This is a genomic window from Wolbachia endosymbiont of Nasonia vitripennis, from assembly GCF_048054115.1.
GTDB lineage: Bacteria > Pseudomonadota > Alphaproteobacteria > Rickettsiales > Anaplasmataceae > Wolbachia.
In genome coordinates this window covers 1-6,791 of the sequence record NZ_JAFEVF010000040.1, presented here as the reverse complement: position 1 = coordinate 6,791, position 6,791 = coordinate 1, and the positions used below count along the sequence as shown (strand labels likewise).

Annotated in this window: 4 protein-coding genes and 1 pseudogene; 4 read left to right on the top strand and 1 reads right to left on the bottom strand. The window is 33.4% G+C overall.

Annotated features, from left to right (window positions below; all coding sequences use genetic code 11):
- The 4 genes and pseudogenes from JR053_RS04680 to JR053_RS04665 all read left to right on the top strand — a co-directional run.
- Nucleotides 1–426 (top strand): annotated as a pseudogene (locus tag JR053_RS04680) (hypothetical protein); the annotation flags it as partial.
- Nucleotides 427–530: 104 nt separating this feature from the next.
- Complete coding sequence (locus tag JR053_RS04675) at nt 531–896, top strand: hypothetical protein (protein WP_010402638.1); 366 nt, start codon at nt 531–533, stop codon at nt 894–896.
- Nucleotides 897–950: 54 nt separating this feature from the next.
- A complete protein-coding gene (locus JR053_RS04670) occupies nt 951–3,311 on the top strand; it encodes a VirB4 family type IV secretion/conjugal transfer ATPase (RefSeq protein WP_416603712.1) in 2,361 nt (786 codons plus the stop codon).
- On the top strand, nt 3,286–6,099 hold the full coding sequence (locus tag JR053_RS04665; RefSeq protein WP_416603710.1) for a hypothetical protein: 2,814 nt from the start codon (nt 3,286–3,288) through the stop codon (nt 6,097–6,099). Before JR053_RS04670 ends, JR053_RS04665 begins: the two co-directional genes overlap by 26 nt.
- A 254-nt stretch (nt 6,100–6,353) precedes the next feature.
- On the opposite strand, the gene JR053_RS04660 is transcribed toward JR053_RS04665, so the two are convergent.
- Nucleotides 6,354–6,686, bottom strand: a complete 333-nt coding sequence (locus tag JR053_RS04660) for an ankyrin repeat domain-containing protein (protein WP_416603708.1) — start codon at nt 6,684–6,686, stop codon at nt 6,354–6,356.
- Nucleotides 6,687–6,791 lie beyond the last annotated feature (105 nt).

Genomic DNA, 6,791 nt, shown 5'->3' with positions numbered 1-6,791 from the left:
TGCTTTGCAAGTTCTAGCAATCCCAACTTTGGTTTTAGTATTTTTTCTTGTGTTGTATTCATATCTGACACTCCTTTAAAACTTGTCTATATTTTTATCTTACTTTGTTTGCTTGTCAGATCAAGTCTAAACTATTACACAGGCAGTAAGGTAAAAGATACAATGCAATCCAATAATTATGAAAATAATAGTAAAATCAAAAACAAAAATCTTCACGTCGCACTTGTAACAAGTTCTGCTCTCTTAGCAATAGGGTGCATTGTTGCAGGAGCAATGACATCAGGATTAGTAGGAGCAGGACTGTTTGTGGTGGCTGCAGTGTTTGCTACAGCTGCTGCTGCTGAATTGTGTTCAAATATTCTGTCAAGTAAATTGATATCCATTAGTGTGAGTCCTCTTGTTGATAATAAAGGGCTAACACAGTGATAAAAGTTAAATATGAGTTACTTATGGTGAGCAAGTGAATTCGGTTCTTGCCTATTGATGTAAAAATTGTTACAGTTAAGGAGTATCTTAAAGGTATTTAGCTGATGCGTATTCAATTGGGTAGAGTTTTTGCTATTGTAGCCCTGTTAAGTTTTATCTTCATGTCATGTTCTAGCAAAGCAAGTGATGAATTGAAAAATATACCAGGAACGTTGAAAGAACTTATTTCTTCATTTTCAGTTAAAGATACTATGGAAAATATGAATCCTTCGACAATTATAGGGTTATGTATAGCTACAGTGATACTTGCAGTAGTGTTCAGAGGTCTAATTTTCTTCATGATACTGTTTGGTGTACTGATCATGATGTTTGGGAGTACAGAAAAAGCAACAGATTACTTGAAAGAAAAATTCAACTTTGCAAAAGATATAAAATTACAGCCCGACAGCGAAAAAAAAGATAAAAATTAAGATAGTATTTTTATGTTTTTTAATTATCTTTTTATTGAATACACATAATGTTGTATGCAACCAAAAGTACCGGCCACTAGCTCTAATTCTGAAAAAAAGAACAATTTAGCGTTACTAGAAAGTATTAATTTAGATTTTATCCCTTATGCTTGCCACTACGATGAAGAAACTATACTAACAAAACAGGGGGAATTGTTAAAAATAATCAAGTTAGAAGACTATTCTTCAGTTGATAACTATGGTGATCTTAGAACTGAAATTAGAAAAAGTATATCAAAAAATATCCAGAGTTTATATTTTACAGTTTGGATTCACACTGTCCGTAAGCGCAATAAACTGAGCTTACAGTGGAATAAAACTGCAGACTTTTCCGATCAGCTACACTCAACGTGGTTTAATAAACTAGTTGATAGTAAACTACAGTATATAAATGAGTTATACATTGTGGTGTTACTTAGTGATTTTGGCAAACATATTAATAATGCATTTTTTTTTGGCAGGATAAAGAATAGGCACAAGTTATTTTTACAAAAAAATCATCAAGAATTACAAAAAATAACTGACCTGATTCAAAAAGATTTAGAACCTTTTGGAGCTAAAAAACTGGGCCTTAGGTCTAGTGAAGGCAAAATATATTCTCAAATGATGGAATTTCTCCATTACATTATTACATTAACGCACAAAGATTATCCAATATGTGAAAGGGATCTATCGCAGCATGTTAAAAATTTAAAAGTAGCTTTTGGTTTCAATAAATTTCAAACATCGTTTGAAGGTCAACAGAAGTTTGGTTCTATTTTTTGCATAAAGGAATATCGAGAAATCCCCTTAGAAAATATAGATAGGTGTTTGCAACTTGACTCTGAGCTTATCATCACAGAAATAATAATATTTACTAGTAATAATAAAGCAGTAAAAGAATTTAAAAAACAAATTAATATACTGCAAATCAGTGAGGACAATACCTTACTTCAAAACTCAGGAATAAATGAAATAATAGAGCTTGAAAAAATTTCTGCTATGGATTTTTGTCAACAGAAAATTATTGTTACAATCTTTGCAGATGATAAGAATAGGTTAGCTAAAAATATCAGCGATTTATCCTCTGTAATGTCGTTAATCGGGTTGATGATGTTTAGAACTGATCTGCACATGGAAAATCATTTTTGGGCACAGCTTCCTGGAAACTTTGCTTTTGTTACACAACCAAAAAATATATTAGAAAAATATGCTTGCAGCTTTGCTATGTTGCATGATTTTACATCAGGTACGTTAAAAGGAGGAAGATGGAAAGAAGCAGTAACAGTTTTTTTTTCAAAAAAAGGCAGTCCTTACTTTTTTAACTTTCATGGAAAGAAAAATAATGGTCATACCACAATACTTGGAGCTCCAAATTCAGGTAGAACCTCACTGATCAATTTCTTACTTTCGGAATCAAGAAAATTTAACCCTAGGATTGTTATATTGGATAATACTGGAAAATCAATAATATTTACTAAAGCAGTAAGCGGCCAATATTACATAATTGATCCAAAATATAAAGATAAAAGTCTAAAATTTAACCCACTGAACATTGAAGATAGTGCTTCTAATCGCAATATGCTTGTTGAATTGATCAAAAGGATGGTTGCAGATGCAAGTTTGGTAGACGTAGAAGAAAAGACAAAAAAAATTGTAGATTCTATATTTGCTATACCAAGAGAATCGCGATCTATTTCTCAAATTTCTGAAGTGCTTTTACTTCTTGGAGGCAAAATAAGTAAATGGTGTGGTGAAGGTGAATTTGCTTACTTATTCCAAGATGGTGATGAGTCAGATATTGACTGGGGAACAAAAACTATATCCCTCAATACTGCAAATCTCACTAAGCAAAAAGAATGTATGTCCGTGATACTTTACTATTTCTTATACTCTTTCGAAGCAAAATGTGATGGCTCACCTGCAATACTTGTTTTGGATGAAGCATGGGAGATAAGTAATATTTTTCCTACAGAGGGAGAGTTTGACGACTGGATGCAAAGAATGACAAAGTTAAATGTTGTAGTAATTCTAAGTACTGAAAACTTAAACCTAGCATTTGCTAGCAAGTTTACTCAATATTTAGATAAGCATGTCGATACGAGAATCCTGATGCCGAACATAAATGCAAACAGGTTATACATGAAAGCATTTTCTCTGTCGAAAGAGGAACTGAATGTCATTTTGCAAACACCAACACAGGAAGGTTTATTTTTGATAAAGCAATACAAAGGTTTAGTAACTTTAAATCTAGATTTGAAGAATATGAAAGAAATACATGTACTTTCAGCTAATAAAGAGACTATAAAGTATATGTATGAAGCAATAAAGGAAAAAGGCGAAAAAGTGAGTAAGTGGTTACCGGTATTTTATGAGAAATGTAAAGTTCAAAGCTAAATTTTTTTTTCTAATGTTGGTTTTGCTTGGTGCAAATAGTGGATATTCTGATGTTTGCGGAGATATATATTTTCGTACAAATACTGAAGCTACAGGAAGTAAAGTAGGTAAAGGTTTTTGGAACTTCATTACTGGCAAGTGGGGTAGCTTGAATTTTGATCCTCATCTATTAAAAGAAATTAAAGTAACGGTGGTAAAAGATCAAGGATTAGACGGTTACTTCAATCCGAAAATTAAGGTTTGCAATTATGAGTGGGAAAATTGTCATGAATTACCTAGCGAAACGTCCTGTCGTCATGTGTATGGAACACAGAGCAGTGGTGCTGGAGTTTCTGCAGCAGTTTTTATCGACTGGGAAGGAGATAAAACAAAAGCTGGAGGAGAAATTGCTCAAGGCCTTGAATGGGAGTGGGCAGATGGTGTTACTGATGAAGAAAAAGTAAAATTTGCTAATGCCCCTAAAATATGTGCTTGCAGTCAGAAAGGGGCTTGTATGGACACTTTTTTTGGAGGTCTTTCTAGAATCTTTTCAGGGGAAAATATTTTCCGTCCAGGGAATATGGAAAATGTTTGCGATACCTGCTATCAAACCAAAGTACAATGTGTGCCTGTACCACTTGCACCTGGCCCACCTCCATTTTGTGAACAACTTGCGATGTCACCACCACAAGTTAGAATTGTTCCTATAACAAATGAAGAAAATGATTATTTCCATCCAAGAGTTGGAGTCATTATTGGTGAGCTGAAAGAAAGAAGAGAGCTACCTTTTCCACGCGTTATTTCAAGTAATAAAAACATTCAAAGTGCTACATACTCTATTCCAGATAAAGATACCCACCATCACTTTAAAACTTATAGAAAAAAAGGTCAGCTCTGCGCTGAATATTATGGTACTGAAAAAGAAGAATCAAAAAGAAAATTACAATTTCCTGCCCGTTGTTTTCCATCACCAACTGCTCCAAAGCCTGAGGAAATAAAGGTAGTAAATGAAAATACGCTAAAAGTAAAAATGAAGATGAGTGAGAACGTTTGTACTTATGACGCACGTGGAACTCACAGTAATGGCATCTGTACTTTTTATGTTAATAAAAATTCTCCTACATATGTTGGCCATCTACCTTTAAAAGTAGTAAAGCCAGCAATAGTGGCAAAAACAACTGATAGCAGTAACAGTAAAAGCGACATCGATAGCGTAATAGAAGGTATATTAAAAAATAATTCGCAATTTGAAGTTCTAGAAAAATATGGATATGTTCCCGATATTGAAACAGAATGTAAAGAGCTTCAGAATGGTAAGTGCAAACTAAATGGCTCAGGATATCCAAAAGTAGAAATAAAATATAAAGAAAATCCTAAAAGTAAAATGCTATGCCTTTCTGGTTGGCAGCCAGAACCGGAGGAATTCGTTCTTGAAAAAGGAAGTGAGCTAATATCACTGAAGTCAATGAGAGCAAGCTATGCTAAACACAATACTGTTTACTCGAAAGAATCAAATCAATCTTATTATTTTCCTTGCAAAAAAGGGGGAATTATTGAATTAGTTGATGTTTTAGCAAAGCCACAAGATGCACTGAATGAAATAATATTCAATAAGAAAGGATATATTTCTATTCCTGAAGAAAATAAGCCTAGAGACAATTGCATGGCAAAAGAGGATAAAGAGGTAGATACAAAACAAAATTGTGACAAATGCAAAATAGTATATGAGTTAACAGATGGAAAGTATGAAGAAAAAAACTGTAATCATGGTGATGATGGTTGCCTCTGCTTTGATGGAGTGTGTAGTCGCTCAACACAGTATGTGAACAAGGACAACAAGCCTTTTTACTTAAGAGTTTCACAGGATGAAAATGGAGTTGTAAAGAAGTTAGATCATCCAATTAAATCAAATAGAACAGAAGTCTTTTATGCTGATAAATTGTGTAGGTTCGATTTAGAGGGTTTAAAAAAGAGATTACGTGAAATAATAATAGCACAATTGAAACATAAGAAGCAGATTATTGAAAACAGGGATCAAAAACTTTATGAGCTTGGAGATGGCTATACAGATGATCTGTCAATGTATGATTACGTTGAAATAGAAGCATGGGGAGGTGGTGAAGCTGGTCATATAGCTGATAAAGCTCAGTCTACTGTAAGTAGACTAGGAATGCCAGGTGATTACATTAAAGCTAAACTGAGAGTCAACCCTAGTTATCCATATATTAAAGTAAAAGTGACAGAAGGAGGTGGTGGACAAGAAGATGATGAATCTAACAAGGATGGGGGACCAACTTTAATAAAAATGTGCAGAGACTCTTCAGAAACAATTTGTAAAGATTTAATTACTGTTGCAGGCGGAGGTACATACAGAACCTATGGGGGAAAGAATTACAAAGATACAATAATTCATGAACAAAGTTTAAAATTAAAAGAAGAAATTAAGAAAGGGGACAAGCTAAACTCTAGTAAAGATAATAAAATAGCATATATAGAAAATGGTGAGATTGGGTATAAAGATGTAACAAAATGTAGTAAAAACTACGTGAATAAAACATATGGTGCTGGTGGTTGTATCAACGAAAGCAGCAAAAATTATAGCAAGGGCGCTCCTGGTTATGTGAAAATTAAACCTATATTTGAGGAAATTAATGAAAAAAGAGTAAAAAAAATAGATGATGCTATTGAAAAAATGATACAAAATCCAGATGATATTACAGGTATTGATGATTCCTTAATAAATAAACTTGATCAAAAGATTATTGATACAATTAAAGAAGAAATTAGAAAAGAATTGTTAGGATTATAGTCAAAGGACCCTGATGGTTGCAAATGGGGTAAAGTTGAATTTACATCACTGAGAGTATCTGTTCAGATGCATGTCAAACCAGTGTTTCTTTTCTTGTATCTCAGTTCCCATAATGTCATCCCAGTGCGTGACACCCATTTCTTTCTAGTGCTTCCTTCCTTGTCATCACAGCTTCCATAATGTCATTCCAGTGCTTGACACTGGAATCCATGTAAATTTAACTGGACGCCAATGTCACAAACTAGTTTTCTCATCTATCTTATTTTGCTACTCTGCTGAACAGATACGTCAATTTTATCTACTGATGAGCTAGGTTTGTTGTTCTTCACATGTTGTGACAAAAGCTCCTTAACTCCTTTTTTCACAAGAAGTACTGAATTTGTATCCTTTTCAAGCATAAAAACTGTAGAGTTTTCAATTATCTCAGCTATTTGTAAAGGAGTATCTCCTGAAAGGTTTTTAATATTAGGATCAGCATCTTTTTCTAGCAGTAATCTTGCCATTTTTTCATTACCTTTCATAGCTGCTATATGTAGAGGTGTATTGCCAATATTGATGTAATAGTTTAGACTTGATCTGACAGGCATGAATTAACTGACAGAAGAATTAACAAAGTCAAAACCAAAATCAGCATCCTGTTTAATGCTATCAATATTTTTCTGATAAGCAATATGCATACTATCAAAAAAGGT

What these genes read in the sequence shown, in the direction of transcription:
- JR053_RS04675 (WP_010402638.1), top strand. Translation starts at nt 531, where the DNA reads ATGCGTATTCAATTGGGTAGAGTTTTTGCTATTGTAGCCCTGTTAAGT.
- JR053_RS04670 (WP_416603712.1), top strand. Translation starts at nt 951, where the DNA reads ATGCAACCAAAAGTACCGGCCACTAGCTCTAATTCTGAAAAAAAGAAC.
- JR053_RS04665 (WP_416603710.1), top strand. Translation starts at nt 3,286, where the DNA reads ATGAGAAATGTAAAGTTCAAAGCTAAATTTTTTTTTCTAATGTTGGTT.
- JR053_RS04660 (WP_416603708.1), bottom strand. Translation starts at nt 6,686, where the DNA reads ATGCCTGTCAGATCAAGTCTAAACTATTACATCAATATTGGCAATACA.